Raw genomic sequence first — 19,862 nt, 5'->3', positions numbered from 1 at the left:
TTAAATCAAAATTATTACTATTAATCAATTTTATCATAAGTTCCTATAATCTTCTAGGAACAAACATTAATCATAATCCTGCTCCAGGGAAAACTAGAGACAGAGAAAGGAGCAATGCTAAGATGACATCGAAAAAGAATGATCCTGTAGTAAATGCAGCTGCTCTCTCCAAAAAGTATAAGTGTGATGTAAAGAAAATTATTCAATCCTGGAAAAAAGAAAAAAATGATCTTGAAATCTCTCAGGCCTTAGGTATCGATATGCTAAAAATTTTACAAATCAGGCAGGAAATATCCTATCTCCATGAAAAAGAGAGACACCGACATTTAAAGAAGAGTCGCACAGGAAACTTCACCATCACGCATAAAACCTGGTAGGAAACTACCAGGTTTTATTTTTAAAGAGTATGTGCCGCAATTTGGCAATGGTAAGCATATATTCATCATGCTTCTCCGGTTTAATATTGATCAACTCTTTTTCACATTCTTCACAAATAAAGATTCCTTTAAGAAAAAAACCGCTCTTAATACCTTCTTTTGGTACCTGGTTACAAAGATAGCAAACTGGCAGCACCTTATGTCCGGCGGGCACAGGGTTTTGTTGTCTTATCTTCTCTGCATTTTCCACGTTTTGATTCATATCGCTGCCCCCAAAAAATTACGTCTTTATCTATACATATTCTTAGCCACTTGTCTTGGTTCTAATCATAACCCTGTCTGCCTAAAGGTAAATTTTAGGTGTACCACATTGCGCTGTTTGGACACCTGTATCTAATGTTTCTCTGGTGGACCTGGTGGCGGATTGGGTTACTTGAAAAGGTGAATCCCGGCAATGGCCTTTAAAGGCAAGGCAGTCTGAGTATAAAAAAAAAAGAGACTCGAATAAAAATCGACTCTCTTTTAAATAATCCTGGCAACGACATACTCTCCCAGGCCTCGTGGCCAAGTACCATCTGCGCTGAAGGGCTTAACTGCCGTGTTCGGGATGGGAACGGGTGTGACCCCTTCGCTATTGTCACCAGGAAAACTTCGTTTTCAGTTATTAGTTACTAGTTATTAGTTATTTTATCTTTAATACATTAATTCTCTCAAAACTACACAGAGGTTTTGCACACCGATTTCACCAGCAACTATTAACCAGTAACCAGCAACTCACCGCCTACGGCGGTGTAGGTCAAGCCCTCGGCCTATTAGTACCAGTCAGCTCAATACATTACTGTACTTACACACCTGGCCTATCTACCTGATCTTCTCTCAGGGGCCTTACCCCGGCACTCAACCCAACACTTGACCTTGGTTTGTCCAGGTTCTTCTCTCTTTGATATTAACCTTTCTTTCCACTTTCAAGTATCAGGTTGAGTGCCGGGTGGGAAATCTCATCTTGAGGGGGGCTTCGCGCTTAGATGCTTTCAGCGCTTATCCCTTCCAGACATAGCTACCCAGCGGTGCCTCTGGCGAGACAACTGGTACACCAGCGGTCTGTCCAACCCGGTCCTCTCGTACTAGGGTCAGCTCCTCTCAAATTTCCTACGCCTGCGATGGATAGGGACCGAACTGTCTCACGACGTTCTGAACCCAGCTCACGTACCGCTTTAATGGGCGAACAGCCCAACCCTTGGAACCTACTACAGCTCCAGGATGCGATGAGCCGACATCGAGGTGCCAAACCTCCCCGTCGATGTGGACTCTTGGGGGAGATAAGCCTGTTATCCCCAGGGTAGCTTTTATCCGTTGAGCGATGGCCCTTCCATGCGGAACCACCGGATCACTAAGCCCGACTTTCGTCCCTGCTCGACTTGTTTGTCTCGCAGTCAAGCTCCCTTCTGCCTTTACACTCTTCGCGCGATTTCCGTCCGCGCTGAGGGAACCTTGGGGCGCCTCCGTTACTCTTTGGGAGGCGACCGCCCCAGTCAAACTGCCCACCTGACACTGTCCCCAACCCCGCTCAGGGGCCCAGGTTAGAACTTCAGTACTTCAAGAGTGGTATCCCAAGGTCGACTCCACCAATCCTGGCGAACTGGCTTCCCCGTCTCCCACCTATCCTGTACATGACGTACCAAAATCCAATATCAGGCTACAGTAAAGCTCCATGGGGTCTTTCTGTCCTATCGCAGGTAACCCGCATCTTCACGGGTATTACAATTTCACCGAGTCCCTCGTTGAGACAGTGCCCAGATCGTTACGCCTTTCGTGCGGGTCGGAACTTACCCGACAAGGAATTTCGCTACCTTAGGACCGTTATAGTTACGGCCGCCGTTTACTGGGGCTTCAGTTCAAAGCTTCGCACTTATCGCACTAACCTCTCCCCTTAACCTTCCAGCACCGGGCAGGCGTCAGCACTTATACGTCAAATTTCTTTTTCGCAAGCACCTGTGTTTTTGTTAAACAGTCGCCTGGGCCTCTTCTCTGCGACCCGGCACTCAACCCAATGCTTGACTTTGGTCTATCCAGGTTGTTTCTCTTTGGATTTTAACCTCTTCTTCCCATTTTCAAACACTAGGTTGAGTGCCGGGCACTCCTTCTCCCGAAGTTACGGAGTCATTTTGCCGAGTTCCTTAACGAGGGTTCTCTCGCGCGCCTTAGGTTTCTCACCCCACCTACCTGTGTCGGTTTGCGGTACGGGCACCTTAGATTCTCGCCAGCAGCTTTTCTCGACAGTGTGAAATCAGTCGCTTCGGTACTAAATTTCCCTCCCCGTCACTGCTCAGGCTTCCCGTAAGACGGATTTGCCTATCTTACACCCTTACAGCTTGGACGCACTCTTCCAGCCGTGCGCTCGACTTATCCTCCTGTGTCACTGCTTCACTCAAACGAACCTACGGTGGTATCGGAATTTCAACCGATTTCCCATCATCTACGCCTTTCGGCCTCGACTTAGGTCCCGACTTACCCTGGGCGGACGAGCCTTCCCCAGGAATCCTTAGGTTTTCGGCGGACAAGATTCTCACTTGTCTTTTCGTTTACTCATACTGGCATTCTCTCTTGTATTCCCTCCACAATACCTCCCAGTACTGCTTCTACGAGAATACAATGCTCCCCTACCATGTCCTAAGACATCCAAAGCTTCGGTGGTGAACTTGAGCCCCGGTACATTTTCGGCGCAGAACCCCTGGACCAGTGAGCTATTACGCACTCTTTAAATGGTGGCTGCTTCTAAGCCAACATCCTGGTTGTCTCTGCGATTCCACATCCTTTTCCACTTAGTTCACACTCAGGGACCTTAGCTGTTGGTCTGGGCTGTTTCCCTCTCGACTATGAATCTTAGCACCCACAGTCTGACTCCCAAGTAACGATTTATGGCATTCGGAGTTTGAGAAGGTTCGGTAACCGGTGAAGGCCCCTAGCCTATTCAGTGCTCTACCTCCATAAATCTCTCCCTTGAGGCTAGCCCTAAAGCTATTTCGGGGAGAACCAGCTATCTCCGAGTTCGATTGGCATTTCACCCCTACCCACACCTCATCCACCGCCTTTTCAACGACGGTTGGTTCGGGCCTCCACGTAATTTTACTTACGCTTCACCCTGGACATGGGTAGATCACCCGGTTTCGGGTCTGCGACAACAAACTATCTCGCCCTTTTCAGACTCGCTTTCGCTTCGGCTCCAGCTTCTCACTTTAACCTCGCTTGCTGCCGCAACTCGCCAGTTCATTCTACAAAAGGCACACCATCACCCGGCACTCAACTCTATTTACCAAGAGTCATACTTCGCTTTAGTCTTTCTTTTAACCATCGCTTTGCTTGACTCGATTCTTTTAGAGTCGTTTCTCTATCACGTGCATCTTGTTCTGATTTGTATGCCTCGTAATAGATGAGTTCCCATTTATGTCCACGTGTTGATTGGTTCATACCCTTATTGTGGTATTCTAATCTTTTTCTTAGGTTTGAGCTGAATCCAATGTAGGTTTCATCTCGCTCATTTTTGATTAGTACACGTAGTACATTCTCTCACTCCTGATAAGCAGAGTTGAGTGCCGGGCTCTGATTGCTTGTAAGCATACGGTTTCAGGTTCTTTTTCACTCCCCTCCCGGGGTTCTTTTCACCTTTCCCTCACGGTACTATGCGCTATCGGTCGCTAAGGAGTATTTAGCCTTACGAGATGGTCCTCGCTGATTCCCGCGAAATTTCACGTGCTTCGCGGTACTCGGGATCCTTCCCACATGTTCTGTCTTTCGCCTACAGGATTGTTACCTTCTCTGATGGGCCTTTCCAGACCGCTTCGGCTAGACTCCCCATGCTTTGCGGAAGTCCCACGACCCCCGGCACTCAACTCAATGCCAACTTCGGTTCCAGACTGGAAATGTTTTTTATGCTGTTTCTTTGTCCAGTCTCACCAGTTTTTGTTTGCACTCAGTTGAGTGCCGGGTTTAGGCTCTTCCCTTTTCGCTCGCCGCTACTCGGGGAATCGATGTTTCTTTCTTCTCCTCCAGGTACTTAGATGTTTCAGTTCCCTGGGTTGTCCTCGTACACTTATTTATTCGGTGTACGATAGCCGGATATTACTCCGGCCGGGTTGCCCCATTCGGGTATCTACGGGTCTACGCCTGCTTGCGGCTCACCGTAGCTTTTCGCAGCTTACCACGCCCTTCTTCGTCTCTTAGCGCCCAGGCATCCACCGTATGCCCTTAGTAGCTTGACCTACTTCTTTTTGCTCTCTAGTATTCCTCTTCGGTCACGACTTCCGCTTTCCGATTTCCGCCTTCCAATGTTTAGTCGGCTGTCGGATGTCGGTAGTCGAATCCTCAGTTTCCTACCTGAGATTTTTGTTCTCGGTGTCTTTACTGCTTTCTCCTCTGTGTAGTTTTCAAAGAACGGCACACACCAGCTTTGCTGGTGAGTTATTAGTTACTAGTTATTAGTTCCAAGTTTCCCTTTCGGGTCCCTTTGCACTAGTAACTAGGAACTGGTAACTAACGGGAACTGCGCCCTTAGGGCGCTTGGTCCCTGAAAACTAAACAGTTGAGTCTTGCGTCATCGACCTAGGATGCTCTCGTCATCCACGTGCCGTTCCCTCTCCTTCCGGATGTCGGATGTCGGCTTTCGGATGTCGTTTTGAGATGCTCCTTAGAAAGGAGGTGATCCAGCCGCACCTTCCGATACGGCTACCTTGTTACGACTTCACCCCAATCATCGGCCCCACCTTCGACGACTTGCTCCCGGCACTCAACTGGATAAATCTCTTTCGAAGGTTGTTGCTTTGCCCTTTTATGGCTTCTCCTTCTACGCTTTTTATCCAATTGAGTGCCGGGTTGCTCCATCGGCTTCGGGTGTTGCAGACTTTCGTGGTGTGACGGGCGGTGTGTACAAGGCCCGGGAACGTATTCACCGCGGCGTGCTGATCCGCGATTACTAGCGATTCCGACTTCATGCAGGCGAGTTGCAGCCTGCAATCCGAACTGAGACCTGCTTTTTGGGATTGGCTCCGCCTCACGGCTTCGCTACCCTTTGTACAGGCCATTGTAGCACGTGTGTAGCCCAGGTCATAAAGGGCATGATGATTTGACGTCATCCCCACCTTCCTCCGGTTTGTCACCGGCAGTCTCTCTAGAGTGCCCACCTTTAAGTGCTGGCAACTAAAGATAAGGGTTGCGCTCGTTGCGGGACTTAACCCAACATCTCACGACACGAGCTGACGACAACCATGCACCACCTGTCTCCCTGTCTGTCCGAAGACAGAACATCTAATCTCTTAGACTATCAGGGGATGTCAAGACCTGGTAAGGTTCTTCGCGTTGCGTCGAATTAAACCACATGCTCCACCGCTTGTGCGGGCCCCCGTCAATTCCTTTGAGTTTCAACCTTGCGGCCGTACTCCCCAGGCGGGGTACTTATTGTGTTAACTCCGGCACAGAAGGGGTCGATACCTCCTACACCTAGTACCCATCGTTTACGGCGTGGACTACCAGGGTATCTAATCCTGTTTGCTCCCCACGCTTTCGCGCCTCAGCGTCAGTTACAGTCCAGGCAGCCGCCTTCGCCACTGGTGTTCCTCCTAATATCTACGCATTTCACCGCTACACTAGGAATTCCACTGCCCTCTCCTGCACTCAAGTTATCCAGTATCAGATGCACCCTCCAGGTTAAGCCCGGATATTTCACATCTGACTTAATTAACCGCCTACGCGCCCTTTACGCCCAGTGATTCCGGACAACGCTTGCCACCTACGTATTACCGCGGCTGCTGGCACGTAGTTAGCCGTGGCTTCCTCCTATGGTACCGTCACTTTCTTCTTCCCATAAGACAGGGCTTTACAACCCGAAGGCCTTCTTCACCCACGCGGCGTTGCTCCGTCAGGCTTTCGCCCATTGCGGAAGATTCCCCACTGCTGCCTCCCGTAGGAGTCTGGGCCGTGTCTCAGTCCCAGTGTGGCCGTCCACCCTCTCAGGCCGGCTACTGATCGTCGCCTTGGTGAGCCTTTACCTCACCAACTAGCTAATCAGCCGCGGACTCATCTGTGACCGGATTTCTCCTTTCTTCATCTAAGCATGCGCTCCAACGAAGCTGTCCGGTATTAGCACCATTTTCACGGTGTTATCCCAGGGTCACAGGCAGATTATCCACGTGTTACTCACCCGTCCGCCACTATCCGGCTCTCAACTAAAAGTTGAGTGCCGGACCGTTCGACTTGCATGTGTTAGGCACGCCGCCAGCGTTCGTCCTGAGCCAGGATCAAACTCTCCAATAAAAGTTATTAGTTACCGGTTACTAGTCATTAGTAACCAGGCACTTACTCTTTGGCGTTTGATTAGCTCTTGAATCACTAATTACTTCATTTGAATTGAACAAGACGCTCGCTCTCAACTGTTCAGTTTTCAAGGACCTCCGCGGACAACGTCCGCGAGTTGTTTTGGTTATTAGTTACTAGTTATTAGTTATTAGTTATTAGTTATTAGTTCCTAGTGTTTAGCTGACCTCTCTGGTCATCTCTTTTCACCAGTGACTAGTAACTGTGAACTAGCAACTTATTTTCCGCTCTTGCGAGCGGAATCTCATTCTATCATGTCCAGTCGACTTTTGTCAACCGTCCACTTTTTGGTAACCCCAGTTGTCAGTTGTTGGTTGTTAGATTCAGCTGGTTTTTGTGGTCTCCCACTACCAACTAAATCCTGGTCGCTTTAACAAGTTTTTCACGTTGTCACAGCGACTTTTATATAGTATCACAGGCTTAAACCCATTGTCAATGTTATGTTTTGGTAAATGAATTAACTCAAGAGGCCGGGGAATTCCCCGGCCTCTTGTTATGCTTTTTTCTTGCGCTCGATCACGATGGCACAGTCAGGGCACACGATAGAACACATACCGCATCCTGTACATTCTTCTGCATTTCTAGGCTGTACTGCCGGTGTACCATAAACACCAAGGGCATCTGACCACTCAAGAGTTTTTACGGGGCACTTCTGCATGCAGAGCCCACAGCCCTTACACAGGCCGGTAAAAATGGTGAACAGGGCTTTGTTTGTATCTACCTGCAGCATTTTATAGGCACTGGTAGTCATCTTATCTCCTCCTTACCACTTACAGTAATCCTTTAACCAGTTCGGCTCCTCTTTCCAAGGCCTTAAAGTTCATTTCTCTTAATTTAGGATCTTGTTCAAATTTGTACCCTAATTTCTTTTCAATGGCCTTTTTGGCTTGATCCATTTCGATAACGTTTGTAGCGCCAATGGCAGCACCCATGATGATCACGTTAAAGACCCGAGGATGCAGTTCTTTTTTGGCTACTTCCAAAGCGGGAATAGCCAGAACCTTCTTGGCATTAGTAGGTAAATCATTCTCTATGCCTTCGATGGAAGCATCGTACACAAAAACAGTATTTTCGTTAACATATTGCTTGGTGCGGCGTACGGCCCGGTCGGAAAGGGCAATGACCAGGTCGGCGTGCACAAATTTGGGGGAGCCGACTTTTTCATCGGAGATCTGGCAGAATGCTACGGATACGCCACCGCGCTGCTCTACCCCGAAGTTTGGGATGTAGAGGGCTTCACGCCCTGCGTCATTGGCAGCTTCTACAATAATTCCTGCTACGGACTGAACACCTTGGCCACCTTCACCGGCCAGCGCTAGTTTAACGGTTTTAGCCATTTACTATTCCTCCTTTTTCGCAGGAACTTTCAATTCGCCCACTTTAAAGTACTTGGGCATAGTTTCTTCAATGAAAGCCCATGTTTCTTTGGCATTAGTACTCCAGTTGGTAGGACAACCGGAAAGTGCTTCTACGAAAGAAAATCCATTGCCATCGATCTGATTCTGCAGTGCCTTTTTGATATAACCCTTGAGCTGGCGCAGGTTGGCTACGGTACCGCGGGCTACATAAGCCCCTTCCCTGGTAATAGCGGCTACCATTTCGGGCCCCTGGGTAGGATAACCTGTCTCTTCAGGATCACGACCATAAGGGCTTGTTTCCGTTTTCATTTCAGGTAAGGTGGTAGGCGCCATTTGTCCGCCGGTCATACCATAGTTACAGTTGTTGACCAGGATAGCTGTAACCTTTTCGTTCCTGGCAGCAGCGTTTACTAAGTGCTGAGAACCGATGGCATAGCCGCCGCCGTCACCCATGTAAGCAATACAAATTCTGTCGGGACGTGCCCGCTTTACACCGGTTACCACCGGAGTAGTTCTGCCATGGTGGGTTTGTACAGTATCACAGTTAAAGAAGTCCCAGGCTAAGAGGGAGCAGCCTATATCACAACCAAAAACCACTCTATCCTGAATTCCTAATTCATCGATCGCTTCACCCAATGCTTTTAAAACTAAACCGTGGCCGCAGCCAGGGCAAAACTTATGCGGTTTTGTTTCGGCGCGCCAAGATTTTGGCATATTAGGTACCATACTCATAAGAAAACCCCCTTCCTCAAATTACATTCCCTTTTTAACGTAGTCAACTATCTCTTCGGCAGTAATACCTTGGCCGGGTTTGAAATAACCTTCCATAGGTGTGGTAGAACCATAGATAGCATCCTTAACTAGTTTTTGTAACTGTCCTTGAGCAGATTCAACAACAATCAGCTTTTTAGCACTGTCGGCGGCTGCCTTCAGCTCTTTCGCGGCAAAAGGACGCAGAGTTACGGGACGGAAGTGCCCTGCCTTAATGCCTTGACTGCGCAAAAGTTTAACAGCCGCTTGAGCAGCCCGTGTAACCACACCATGGGCTACAATAAGTACATCAGCATCATCGGTATTAAATTCTTGGTATTCTACAATTTCAGGAGCAACTTTTTCATATTCGGCTACCAGTTCTTTAACTACTTCGTAAAGTTCTTCTTCGGTATTGTATGTGTTTCTCAGGTGGTTGGGGTCACGGTCCGTACCGGGCATTCCCTCAGAGCCTAAGAAAGGATAGGTTTTAACCATTTCAATACCTTTAATGGCGGGATCATAGATATAGAGAGATTCTCTCATTTTAGCCTGATATCCGTCACCCAGTACGAAAGTGGGGAAACGATACTTCCAGGCAGTGTTGAAGGCTTTAATAGTGTAATCATAGAGTTCCTGGTGAGAACCGGTGGAATAGACGATACGCAAACCTTCACCGTTACCGCCGTAACAGGTCATAGTCACTTCCTGCTGGGAATAAATAACGGTAGCGGTGGATGGCCCCCCACGCTGCTGTACCACGAGCACAGTGGGAATTCTCATCATTTCTGCCATGGACATGGATTCCTGCATCAGGGTGTTTCCAGGACCGGCTGTAGCGGTAAAGGCTCTCTTGCCGGACAGTACACCACCTACTGTAGTAAATCCTGCGGAGATTTCATCTTCGGTCTGCAAGAACTTTCTTCCGTATTTAGGAGCTAAACGTGTCCAATAATGCATTACCTCGTTTTGTGGGGTAATGGGGTAGCCATACATAATATCAGCCTCTGCTGCCAGAGCTGCCCAAGCTACTACCTCATTTCCAGTCATAAACACTCTCTTTTCACCTTGAACAGGCTTGTCTGCCATAAAAAGAAACACCTCCTGGTATTTTTATCTATTGGATAGGCAAAAGCCTATATCACCAAAAACTGCGGTTCATGTAACGAACCAAGGGGAAAACAGGATTTCCCATAATGTCTTTAACACCAATGAGAGGAACGAACCTGGCTTCCACGGTTGTCCAAATGACCGGCAGCCCCAGCACTCGGGCCGCTTCCGTTACAACCTTTGCTCCCTCCTGGATAATTTCGACATCTGTATCATCTCCAAGATGAGAATTATTAATTACTCCATCCACATGTCCCAGGGTTTTCACATATTCCACAATGTTCTCCACATCCCCGGTAATAGGACGGGCTATGTTAGTAACAACGTAGATCTTCAGTCCGCTTTCTCTTGCATCCTCTACAAGCCTGATTTTTTTTGCCCCTTCAACACCGTAGCCAATGTCCAGGATAACGTCACCCGGTCTTTTTAAAGCCCAGCGCATTTCCGGCTTCAGCAGGGTCCCCGCTTCACCCAATCCCATGGTTTTGCTCGTTTCCCAGGCGATCACTTCTAAACCTTTCTCCTCCAGCTTCTTTTTGATGGGCCGCAAAGTGTAGAAAGGTTCCACCAAATCCAGGTCAACCAGGGTCACGGGTTTCCTCCCTTCATTGAGCAGGGATAAAGCACGGTTCAGGGCTACTTCACTTTTACCGCTGGCGTATTCGCCAATAAAGGCCTCTGCTATTTTACTGGTGATGCTTAACACCCCCTTCAAATAAACACCACATCTTCCAAAAAAACACAGGACTATTGGAAATATTATCCCGCAAGCAGAGGGTAATTATTTTGATGAGGACCTCTTTTGCACATAAAAAAAGGGATGCCAATTTCCAGCAACCCGAGAGAAGCTGAGAAGCATTCTTATTTATTATGTACAGAATAAAGTATATTTAATTTTCCCATTTACGTCAAGGACTAACTGTCTTTTTGTATTAGTAAAAAATTGTATACATAAATACATCATGCCTGTAGAGAAAACTCAAATAAAGAGATAACTTAGAAAAGCGAACAGTAAAAGGCCCGGAATTCCCAAAATACCGATACCAATTACACTGACAGGATTGATAGGCAAATGAATGCCTATGTAACTGCCTATAAAATTAATGACAATAAGCGCCACAAGGGCTATTGCGCAATTCACAAAAAGCCGGCTTAACACCTTTAAAGGCCCTACAACCAGGCGTATTATAAAAAACAACATGACGAGCAACAAAAGAGTCGCTAATATGACGCCCACTTCCATCGAAAACCCTCCTTTTTTTCCTTCTAACCTATTTTATTGTCCACCTCTTTTTTTTAGAACCATGATTTAGGGCGGCTTAAATGAACAAAGCGCGCCGGTTATACCAGCCCGCTTTGCTGTGCCTGATAAGTTTTTTCATCTATTACATTTTCTTTCCGTGCTAATTTTAAAAGATAAATATATTTCTTTTCCGCGGCTTCCATAGCATAGATAGCGTGATCCACCAGATCAGGGTCATCTACCTCTTCAAAATAGGCTTTAGCCTGCATCCATTCACGGTGAGCCTTATCCACCAGGGTCACCAGAGACATTTCCCGCGAGTCTTCCTCCGGTGTGTTTCCCTTTAAGATAAGCTCGTCATTAACATACCGCATCATTTGCTGCCAGATATTTTCTACCCGTTTCAGGCCTTTTGTAATCTCTCCCATCCGTCTCGCCCCTTGGTCTTTTTACCAATAGTATTGCCAATTGGGAATAAAGCGAAACAAAGAAAACTTGGCTTACGGCAAGACGAAGGCGCGGGCGGAAGCCTTAGTTACACTTGCACCTCTTCTATCAACCCATTTCCCGGCGGCCAAGGAGGGAGCGGGAGAGAGTAGCCGTATCCGCATATTCCAAATCTCCGCCCACCGGTAAACCATGGGCAATGCGCGTGACTTTTATCCCTAAGGGTTTCAAGAGTTTAGCAATGTAAAGGGCCGTGGTCTCCCCCTCCACATCGGGATTGGTGGCTAAGATTACTTCCGTAACCTCGCCTTGCGCCAAACGCTGCAGCAGTTCTTTAATACGCAGTTCGTCAGGTCCTTTCCCTTCCATGGGAGAGATAGACCCCTGTAAAACATGATACTGGCCTTTATATTCCCGGGTTTTCTCAATGGCAATCACATCCTGGGCATCTTCCACCACACAAATTACCGAGGGGTCCCGGTTTTCATCGCCACAAATCCTGCAGGGAGATATGTCCGTGAGATTACAGCAAATTGGGCAAGTAACAATATTGTTTTTTACTTCCAACAGGGCTTGCGCAAAATCTTCCACTTGCTCCCGGGACAGACTCAGGATATGAAAAGCTAAACGCTGGGCTGATTTTGGTCCGATGCCCGGCAGACGGGCGAAGAGTTCAATGAGCCTGGTTAAAGAACTGGCGTAGTAATACATATTTAGAACATTCCCGGGATTTTCATTCCACCGGTAATTTTGCTCATTTCCTGGGAAACCATATCCTGCGATTTACGCAGAGCTTCATTAAAGGCCGCCATCAACAAGTCCTGAACCATCTCTACCTCTTCCGGCTGTAAGATTTCAGGGTCAATCGTAATTTCTTTTACCTCCTGCTTGCCATTCATAACTATTTTGACAGCTCCGCCGCCTGCGCTGGTTTCCACCGTCTTTTCTCCTAATTCCTCCTGGAGCTTGGCCATATCGGCCTGCATTTTTTGCACCTGTTTCATCATTTTCTGCATGTTTCCCATTCCGCCAAAACCCATGATGAGATACCTCCTAATCTATTAATTTTTAATGATGACTATATCAGAGCCGAAAATATTCCTTGCCTTTTCTACGGGATCGTCTGAGGAACCCTGGCCCGGCTCTTCCTCCAGCAAACAGACCAGATTAAAGCGCTGGCCCAGTATTTTTTCTAAGGCCCCCTCCACAATTTTTTTATTCTCCATCTGTTCTACTTTTTCCTTATGAAAAGAATACCCGTCTTTGAAGACAATTGTCAAATCCTGGCCCCGGACTTCCAGAGGTACACTCACCATAAGAAAAGCATGGACGGTTTTCTTCAAATTCTTTACTGTCTCCATAACCTGGGGCCATTTTTCTCTAACCTGGGCCAGGGTGACCCCGTTTTGCACCGAAGAAGAAGGCTTCTCTATTTTATTTTCTGCAGGGGTGGTCACCTTAGCGGGCTCCTCACTTTTCTTTGCAACAACAGGCTCTACATTTTTCTTTTCGCTAACGGCAAGAACAGCCTGATCCCTTTTTTCTCCCTGTAAAATAAGACCGATTAAAGCAGTTTCTAATAGGATGCGGGTATTGGCTCTCCACCTGCTTTCGCTTTCCAGCCTGGCTAAAACACCGATGGCCTGGGATAACCAGGCTAGACCTAAACTTTGTCCTTGTCTGGTCAGAACTTCCTTTTCTTCCCCGGTTACTGCCACCAGCTGAGAATCAGCACCGCAGACCTGGAGTAAGACCATGTTGCGAAGGTGTTCCAACAAATCTTTGATGATTTGTCCCGGTTCAATACCTTCCCGTAAAAGGGTGTTCACTTCCGTCAATAGCTTAACCGCGTCTTTTTCTACAAAGGCCTCTGTAAGGTTAAAAAGAGCCTGGCTTTTTACCATACCTAGGACAAGCTGCGCAGTTTCCAAAGAAATGGTGTCCCCACCAAAGGACATACACTGATCCAGGATGCTGATGGCATCACGCAAACCGCCCTCAGCCTTCTTGACAATAATAGGAAGCACACCTTCTTCCACCGTAACATTTGATGCATCCAAAATCTCTTTCAGGCGCAGCTCCATATCTCGCGGTGCTATCTTATGGAAATCATAACGCTGGCAGCGGGATAAGATAGTAAGGGGAATTTTTTGGGGTTCTGTGGTGGCCAGGATAAAAATGACGTGAGGCGGCGGTTCTTCCAGTGTTTTCAAGAGGGCATTGAAAGCTTCGGTAGTGAGCATATGCACTTCATCTATAATATAAACCTTGAATTTCCCCTGGCTGGGGGCAAAATTTACCCGTTCTTTAATGTCTCTGATCTCTTCGATGCCGCGGTTAGAGGCTGCGTCAATCTCCAAGACATCCAGGGAACGACTGCTGTTTATGTCATCACAGTTTGCACAGCGATTACAAGGCTGCCCGTCTTGTAAAGCAAGGCAGTTAACAGCCTTGGCCAGTATTTTTGCCGTGCTGGTTTTCCCTGTGCCCCGGGGGCCGCTGAAGAGATAAGCATGGCCGATTCTTCCCTTGCTGACAGCGTTTTGTAAGGTCCGGCTGATATGATTTTGTCCCACAAGACTGGCAAAGTCCTGGGGCCGCCACTCCCGGTAAAGGGCCCGGTAACTCAACGAGGCCGCCTCCTTTCTTGCTATATCTAAAAAATTGTACCTACCTTGCTTCATAAGAAATGCGTGCAAAAGCGAATGGTCTATTGCACGCATTATTTGTTCTCAGTATACACAAAAAGCAACTTGCTAAGCAAGCTGCTTTTAAAATTACTGACCGTGCACCTGTTGTCGAATATAACCTTCCAAGCGTTACTCTAGTAGTTGGCTCGAACCAGGCCGCCCTGCGGCACACGAAAGGTTTTGCTTACCGCTGCTTCCTTCCGGACCTGACGGGGTTCACAAATTTCCGTTGCGCAGGACCCGGTTTTCATCACTACTTGCTAAAGCCAGACCTCACAAGATTATTCCTCAAAACAGGAATTCAACCCCGCTATAGCGGATTGCGGGTACAGGGCGCCGCTACCTCCCCGTCTAGCACGGTCAAAATTTAGTTGCTAGTTGTTAGTTACAAAAAAGACACATAAAACGGGGACGGGCCCCGTTCTTTTACTTTACTGGCGGAGAGAGAGGGATTCGAACCCTCGGTAGAGTTGCCCCTACACACGCTTTCCAGGCGTGCACCTTCAACCACTCGGTCATCTCTCCGTGGTCTACTAGATGATAATACTGTAAATCGACTGGCCTTGTCAAGCAATATCCTGTGGTAAATTAAGCAAAACTTTAATCTTGTGGTTCGTAAAGCAGCCCCACAACAAGAGGGGAGACTTTTTGTCTCCCCCTGTAAAGCAACCATCCCTACAGTTTTGTAAAACCAAGACAAATTTGCATGGGAACTAGTGAATACCCTGAAAACAAATTTCCCTTTGGACAACTGAGTTAGGGTTACACCACAAGTCTGAAATTGATCCATCCTAGACCTACCAAATCACCTAAAGAACAAAGAAACTAAAGGAACCTAAAGAAAAAACACTATCCACGGACCGGTTAAGTCAACTGCAATTCTGAGGAACTTGCAAGGCCTTTAAAACCGAGATCACTGTAGGGATGGTGCTTATTTATATTATAGCAATTTCTTTATAAAACCGCAAGAATAAAAAGCTTGCCAGGCAAAAGAAATATTTTTATGCATCAAAGGATCTCATAACTGCTGACCAGGACAGGCATCGTTAAATTTCCCAGCACCCTCTCTAAAAGGACTCCCTCCCTTTCCGGGTAGTGGTTTCCGTAACTGGCCCGGATAGCTGCCGTAATAAATTGTACCCCCCTGTCCAGGGCAATGGGCAAACTGTCGCCCTGCAGAATGCTCCCCACGATGACGCTGGTAAAAGCATCCCCGGTGCCTGGATAATGAGCAGGTATATAGACACAGCTAACTTTCCAGAAACAGCCGTCTTCCCGGTTATAAGCAATGACGCTGGTATTTTTACTCAAATTAGATTCGGGCACACTGGTAATGATGGTGATGCGAGGACCCATGTCCGATAAACGCACTAACCAGCTTTTGATTTCTTTTTCCGGGATACTCAAATCATATTGTTCTCCCAGGAGATAGGCAGCCTCGGTAAAGTTGGGCGTAATGATATCAGCCTTTTTCACTAAATTACGCATATTCTCCACCATTTCCCGGTCCATGGTGTCGTATAGCCGGCCGTTGTCACCCATCACCGGGTCAATGACCACCAAAGGATTATTGCCGGAAAACTTGTCGATGAAGCGGGAGATGATCTCTATCTGCCTGGGTGAACCGAGAAAGCCGCTGTAGATACAGTCAAATTCAATGCCCAGCTTATGCCAGTGGTCAATAAAATCCTCCATATGTTCAGTGAGGTCTACAAAGCTGTACCCTTCAAACTCGGTATGGGTAGATAATACTGCCGTGGGAAGGGAGCAGACCTGTACCCCCATAGTGGACAAGATCGGTATAATGACAGCCAGTGATGACCTGCCAAAGCCTGAGAGGTCGTGAATGGCGGCAACCCTGCTAACCGGCCTTTTCATTTTGTAAACACCCTTTCCTTCTTAGAATCATCATACTATATCAAAAATGTGAGCTGTACTATTCCTTCCACACCAATCTTAAAATACGGTTTGGACATGCACTGATACACAGCCCGCATCCCGTGCATCTATTTGTATCGGTTATCATAACATTTTGTTCTTTTTTAATAGCGTTATATATACAGGAGCTACTACACATATTACAACTATTATTATTACATTTTACGGGAGCTTGTATTACATATGGCTCTACCTTGATCTCTTCAAAAGACTTCAGGGAAGATAAAGCCATGCCTCTGACTTGTTCGAAATTTGCATAGCCCCGGGCTGTCATCCATTGTTCCAAATCTTCCAGTATTTTGTTTATATATGCAAATCCATTTAGCATAATAGATGTACATAACTGGACAGAGCTGGCGCCTAACATCATATATTCAATGACATGATGATAGTTACCGATACCCCCAATACCACACACGGGGATATTCACAGCCTGCGAAACAGTGGCCACCGCTGCTAGACCGATAGGCCGAATAGGTGAACCGGAATAACCCCCGTAAGTAGGTAGAAGTGCTTTTCCCCTTTCAATATCAACACCAATAATTGAACGAACGGTATCAATAGCACTAATAGCAGAAGCACCTGCCTTTTCCGCCGCCTTTGCCAATTTGGCCATATTGGTTACATTGGGTGACAATTTCACCATTACGGGAATATTCACTCTCTTTGTGGCACTACTCGTTAACTCATAGAGTTTGGCAGGGTCCGCTGCCAGTACCTCAAGCCCCTCGCCGTTGGGAGACGACATGCCCAATTCAATGGCATCAGCCCCAAACTTTTCTACTCTCCTGGCAATATAGGCCATTTCCGAGGGAGTATGGGCTAATATGCTGGCGATGACTGTAGCCCCGTACTCTTTGGCATAAGCTATTTCCTCTTCCCATTCTTCTAAAGTGAATTCGCTGTACAGTTCTATATTCTGCATCCCGTCCTGTTGTTTCACTAAACGAGGACGGACATTAGGCCTTATCTCATTGACAATTGTTTTTGTCACAACGGCTCCCGCCCCTGCTTCCATAGCCCTTCTCATCATTTCTCCACTGGCAGTCAGGGGACCGGCTGCAATAATAATAGGATTTCTTAGTTTCAATCCCATAAAGCACACAGATAAATCCATGAAATGCCCCCCTTTTAATTGAAAATCTCCCGAACCCGTTCTTCGCATCCACACGATTTTCTTACCATGAGTTTGGGCTGTATGAAAATATTCTGCTGAAAATCATCTTCTTCCAGATTATTTTCAATGCAATCAAATAGAAGCCGGGCGGCAATCAAACCCATCTTATAGACAGGCTGTGAGATGGTAGTGAGTTTAGGCTCAATAAGGGATGATATTTTAATGTCGTCAAAACCGACGATGGCTACATCCTCCGGTATCCTTAACCCTTCCGATTTGATGGCATCAATAGCGCCTATGGCCATTAAATCATTAGCGGCAAAAATAGCCTGGGGAGGCTCAGGTAATTTTAAAAGCTTCTTAACTCCCAAATAGCCGCCTTCAATTTCATTATCACCCTCCACAATATATCTTTCATCCAGTGATATATTTGCTTCCTGTAAAGCCTTTTTATATCCCTGCAGTTTTTCCCTGCTTGCCAATTGGGATTTAGGACCGCTGATGTGGGCTATAGCTGTATAACCTATTTCTATTAAATGCTGGGTGGCCAAATATCCTCCTAGAATATAGTCAGTAAATACCCTGTTGGCCTCAATATTCCCCTCGTTCTTACCAATCATGACAAAGGGGATTTGTTTTTCTTTTATTTGATCGAAGTCTACCTTGCGTAATAAACTTGAGGTCAAGATTAAGCCGTCTACCCGTTTCTCGATTAACATTTCCAGATAATCTCTTTCTTTGTGTTCTTTTTCTTCCGTATTACACAAAAGAACATTATAACCTTTTTGATGGGCTACATCTTCCACGCCTTTAGCGACTTGAGGATACAGGGGATTTAATATGTTAGGTATGAGCAAGGCAATAGTACTGGTCTTTTTTAAGGCTAAACTCCTGGCAAGACCGTTGGGAGTATAACGAAGTTCCTTAATGGTCTCCAGTACCTGTTCCATGGTTCTGGGAGAAACTGTATCGGGATGGTTTAATACTCTGGATACCGTAGCCACTGAAACTCCCGCTTTCTTGGCAACCTGCCGGATATTCACCATTTTTGTTTCACCCCCTGTACACAAAGCCCTGATATCTCTTATTATAGCACTGTTTTTGGATTGAACAGATAGAAAAACCACCTGGTAGTGCAGGTGGCTTTTCTCTATAAAAGAAACTGTCGTCTTTTACTTCTTGATAAGAAAGTCGATATGTTCGCAAACTCCATGCAAAGTAACTTCACTTTTAGCGGGCTGTGTACTGGCTACAATTCTGCCATTTTTTATCACATACAGGCATTCGCTCATTAACCTGATAGCATCCATTTCGTCACTGGCGTTTAATACGATCATATCAGCCGGCTTTCCTGCTTCAATCCCGTATTTCTCCTGAATATTCAGGGTTTTGGCGGAATTGTCCGTAATCATGTCATACAACTGGTAAATCTGATCATAACCGCTTAAATGAGCCATATGGAGCAGTAAATTGGCGGCCTGGAGCATACTGCCCTTCCCTAAGGGATACCAGGGGTCCATAATGGAGTCATGGCCAATACTAACATTTACCCCTCTTGCCGACATTTCGTCTACCCTGGTATGGCCCCTGCGCCGGGGATAACCGTCAGTGCGGTTTTGCAACACTGAATTGTCGAAAGGATTCGTAATCATATTCATTTCGGCACGTTTTAAAATGCCAATGAGTTTAAAAGCATAATCGTTATTAAAGTTGTGCATGGATGTAGTATGACTGGCTGTCACTAAGCCTTGCATCTCATTGATAATGGTATACTTAGCCATTACCTCGATAAAGCGTGACTGGTCATCCCCCGTCTCGTCACAGTGCACATCGATTAACCGGTCATATTTTTTGGCTAATTCAAAAACATATTCAATGCTTTTCACGCCATCTTCACGGGTTAATTCATTGTGGGGAATGCCACCCACCACATCTGCTCCCATTTTGAGAGCCTCTTCCATTAATTTGTCACCATTTTTATAGGCATAGACACCGTCCTGAGGGAAAGCTACAACCTGCAGATCGGCTATTTCCTTAACCTCTTCCTTTACTTCCAGAAGGGCTTCCACTGTTATAAGCCTTGGATCACAAACGTCAGCGTGAGTTCTGATTTTCAGAGTACCGTTGGCTACTTCCCATTTTATCGCTTCGATGGCGTTTTTCTTAATGATTTCCTTGGTCAGTCCGGGCTTTCTTTCCCCCCAAATCTGGATACCCTCCAGCAAAGTTCCGGACATATTGTAGCGAGGGTCTCCCACACTTAAGACTGCGTCCAGGTGAAGATGGGGGTCGATAAAAGGTGGGGTAACCAACTTTCCGCCAACATCAATTTCTTTAGTCCCTTGGGCCTCTATTTTAGTTTCAACGGCAGCTATCTTTCCCTCCCTAATGCCGATATCCACCGGGTCTTTCTGTTTTCTTAGCTTAGCGTTTCTGATAATTAAATCCATGAGCACATGCCTCCTT

At 46.6% G+C, this 19,862-nt stretch carries 16 protein-coding genes, 1 tRNA gene, 3 rRNA genes and 1 other RNA gene; 1 reads left to right on the top strand and 20 read right to left on the bottom strand.

Annotated features, from left to right (window positions below):
• The first annotated feature begins 122 nt into the window (after window positions 1-122).
• Complete coding sequence (locus BR63_RS13820) at window positions 123-377, top strand: hypothetical protein (protein ID WP_051965872.1); 255 nt, start codon at window positions 123-125, stop codon at window positions 375-377.
• A gap of 4 nt (window positions 378-381) precedes the next feature.
• Here the strand turns inward: BR63_RS13820 and BR63_RS13815 are convergent, their stop codons facing one another.
• The 20 genes from BR63_RS13815 to BR63_RS13720 all read right to left on the bottom strand — a co-directional run bounded on the left by BR63_RS13815 (window position 382) and on the right by BR63_RS13720 (window position 19,846).
• A complete protein-coding gene (locus BR63_RS13815) occupies window positions 382-639 on the bottom strand; it encodes a sigma factor G inhibitor Gin (RefSeq protein ID WP_051965870.1) in 258 nt (85 codons plus the stop codon).
• A gap of 268 nt (window positions 640-907) precedes the next feature.
• A 5S ribosomal RNA gene (gene rrf, locus BR63_RS13810) occupies window positions 908-1,022 on the bottom strand.
• Between the two features lie 147 nt (window positions 1,023-1,169).
• A 23S ribosomal RNA gene (locus BR63_RS13805) occupies window positions 1,170-4,636 on the bottom strand.
• Window positions 4,637-5,065: 429 nt separating this feature from the next.
• A 16S ribosomal RNA gene (locus BR63_RS13800) occupies window positions 5,066-6,683 on the bottom strand.
• Together the 16S, 23S and 5S rRNA genes form the textbook arrangement of a ribosomal RNA operon.
• 553 nt (window positions 6,684-7,236) lie before the next feature.
• Entirely contained in the window at window positions 7,237-7,494 is a 258-nt protein-coding gene (locus tag BR63_RS13795) for a 4Fe-4S dicluster domain-containing protein (protein ID WP_034425355.1), read from the bottom strand.
• Window positions 7,495-7,513: 19 nt separating this feature from the next.
• The gene (locus BR63_RS13790) at window positions 7,514-8,080 is read right to left on the bottom strand and encodes a 2-oxoacid:acceptor oxidoreductase family protein (RefSeq protein ID WP_034425353.1); all 567 of its coding nucleotides are present in this window, start codon (window positions 8,078-8,080) and stop codon (window positions 7,514-7,516) included.
• 3 nt (window positions 8,081-8,083) lie between these two features.
• Window positions 8,084-8,833: a thiamine pyrophosphate-dependent enzyme gene (locus BR63_RS13785; RefSeq protein WP_034425351.1), complete on the bottom strand. Its 750-nt coding sequence runs from the start codon at window positions 8,831-8,833 to the stop codon at window positions 8,084-8,086.
• 21 nt (window positions 8,834-8,854) lie between these two features.
• On the bottom strand, window positions 8,855-9,940 hold the full coding sequence (locus tag BR63_RS13780) for a transketolase C-terminal domain-containing protein (protein ID WP_034425349.1): 1,086 nt from the start codon (window positions 9,938-9,940) through the stop codon (window positions 8,855-8,857).
• A 52-nt stretch (window positions 9,941-9,992) separates the two neighbouring features.
• Entirely contained in the window at window positions 9,993-10,667 is a 675-nt protein-coding gene (locus tag BR63_RS13775) for a hypothetical protein (RefSeq protein ID WP_153802183.1), read from the bottom strand.
• 273 nt (window positions 10,668-10,940) lie between these two features.
• Window positions 10,941-11,204, bottom strand: coding sequence for a pro-sigmaK processing inhibitor BofA family protein (locus BR63_RS13770; RefSeq protein WP_034425347.1), 264 nt, complete (start codon window positions 11,202-11,204; stop codon window positions 10,941-10,943).
• Window positions 11,205-11,302: 98 nt separating this feature from the next.
• A complete protein-coding gene (locus BR63_RS13765; protein ID WP_051966215.1) occupies window positions 11,303-11,632 on the bottom strand; it encodes a YaaL family protein in 330 nt (109 codons plus the stop codon).
• 127 nt (window positions 11,633-11,759) lie between these two features.
• The gene (gene recR, locus BR63_RS13760; RefSeq protein ID WP_034425346.1) at window positions 11,760-12,362 is read right to left on the bottom strand and encodes a recombination mediator RecR; all 603 of its coding nucleotides are present in this window, start codon (window positions 12,360-12,362) and stop codon (window positions 11,760-11,762) included.
• A 2-nt stretch (window positions 12,363-12,364) separates the two neighbouring features.
• Window positions 12,365-12,691 (bottom strand): YbaB/EbfC family nucleoid-associated protein, encoded by a 327-nt coding sequence (locus BR63_RS13755; protein ID WP_153802182.1) that lies wholly within the window; start codon window positions 12,689-12,691, stop codon window positions 12,365-12,367.
• Between the two features lie 21 nt (window positions 12,692-12,712).
• On the bottom strand, window positions 12,713-14,281 hold the full coding sequence (dnaX, locus tag BR63_RS13750; RefSeq protein WP_034425343.1) for a DNA polymerase III subunit gamma/tau: 1,569 nt from the start codon (window positions 14,279-14,281) through the stop codon (window positions 12,713-12,715).
• A 154-nt stretch (window positions 14,282-14,435) separates the two neighbouring features.
• An RNA gene (gene ffs / locus BR63_RS13745) (signal recognition particle sRNA large type) lies at window positions 14,436-14,701 on the bottom strand.
• Window positions 14,702-14,776: 75 nt separating this feature from the next.
• A tRNA-Ser gene (locus BR63_RS13740) sits at window positions 14,777-14,866 on the bottom strand.
• A 483-nt stretch (window positions 14,867-15,349) separates the two neighbouring features.
• The gene (locus tag BR63_RS13735; RefSeq protein WP_034425341.1) at window positions 15,350-16,219 is read right to left on the bottom strand and encodes a pyridoxamine kinase; all 870 of its coding nucleotides are present in this window, start codon (window positions 16,217-16,219) and stop codon (window positions 15,350-15,352) included.
• 58 nt (window positions 16,220-16,277) lie between these two features.
• Entirely contained in the window at window positions 16,278-17,396 is a 1,119-nt protein-coding gene (locus BR63_RS13730; RefSeq protein WP_034425339.1) for a 4Fe-4S binding protein, read from the bottom strand.
• A gap of 14 nt (window positions 17,397-17,410) precedes the next feature.
• Entirely contained in the window at window positions 17,411-18,442 is a 1,032-nt protein-coding gene (locus BR63_RS13725; RefSeq protein ID WP_034425337.1) for a LacI family DNA-binding transcriptional regulator, read from the bottom strand.
• Between the two features lie 126 nt (window positions 18,443-18,568).
• On the bottom strand, window positions 18,569-19,846 hold the full coding sequence (locus BR63_RS13720; RefSeq protein ID WP_034425336.1) for a cytosine deaminase: 1,278 nt from the start codon (window positions 19,844-19,846) through the stop codon (window positions 18,569-18,571).
• Window positions 19,847-19,862: the final 16 nt, after the last annotated feature.

Origin of the sequence: Thermanaerosceptrum fracticalcis (assembly GCF_000746025.2) — a bacterium.
GTDB lineage: Bacteria > Bacillota > Peptococcia > DRI-13 > DRI-13 > Thermanaerosceptrum > Thermanaerosceptrum fracticalcis.
Note: the sequence above shows the minus strand (reverse complement) of the source record. Positions and strands in the feature narration are given on the sequence as shown.